Annotated in this window: 2 pseudogenes; both read right to left on the minus strand. The window is 58.9% G+C overall.

Going from position 1 to position 348, the window contains the following annotated elements:
* Nucleotides 1–164: pseudogene (locus ABS784_RS17030) on the minus strand (AAA family ATPase); the annotation flags it as partial.
* A pseudogene (locus ABS784_RS17035) lies at nt 157–348 on the minus strand (IS481 family transposase); the annotation flags it as partial. The pseudogenes ABS784_RS17030 and ABS784_RS17035, both read right to left, overlap by 8 nt.

Consider the following 348-nt stretch of genomic DNA (forward strand, 5'->3'; position numbering starts at 1 on the left):
TTGCCCGCCCCCGGCTCTCCGATCAACAGCCCGATTCCCCGCGTTCGCTTCACGTACTCCAGCGCCCGCAGCGCTTCTTGAAACGCTGCCCCTTGATACGCCTCAGACGGGTCGGTTTCTTTCGCAAACGGCTCCCGCGAGAGGGAATAAAACGTTTTATACATCCTGTTCGCCCTCCTTCGCCGAAACCGCCGCAAACGGCGACCGATGGCGCTTTACATAGGCATTGTCCTCCATACGCACCCGAATGGCTTCCGCCACCCGTTTGCCCTCTTCGTACACATAGACGCCTCGTTCGTCATAGCGGAGCTCAATCGATTGCCCAATGAACCGAGGCGGCACTTCGTA

The sequence above is a fragment of the Geobacillus sp. G4 genome (assembly GCF_040327975.1).
GTDB lineage: Bacteria > Bacillota > Bacilli > Bacillales > Anoxybacillaceae > Geobacillus > Geobacillus thermoleovorans.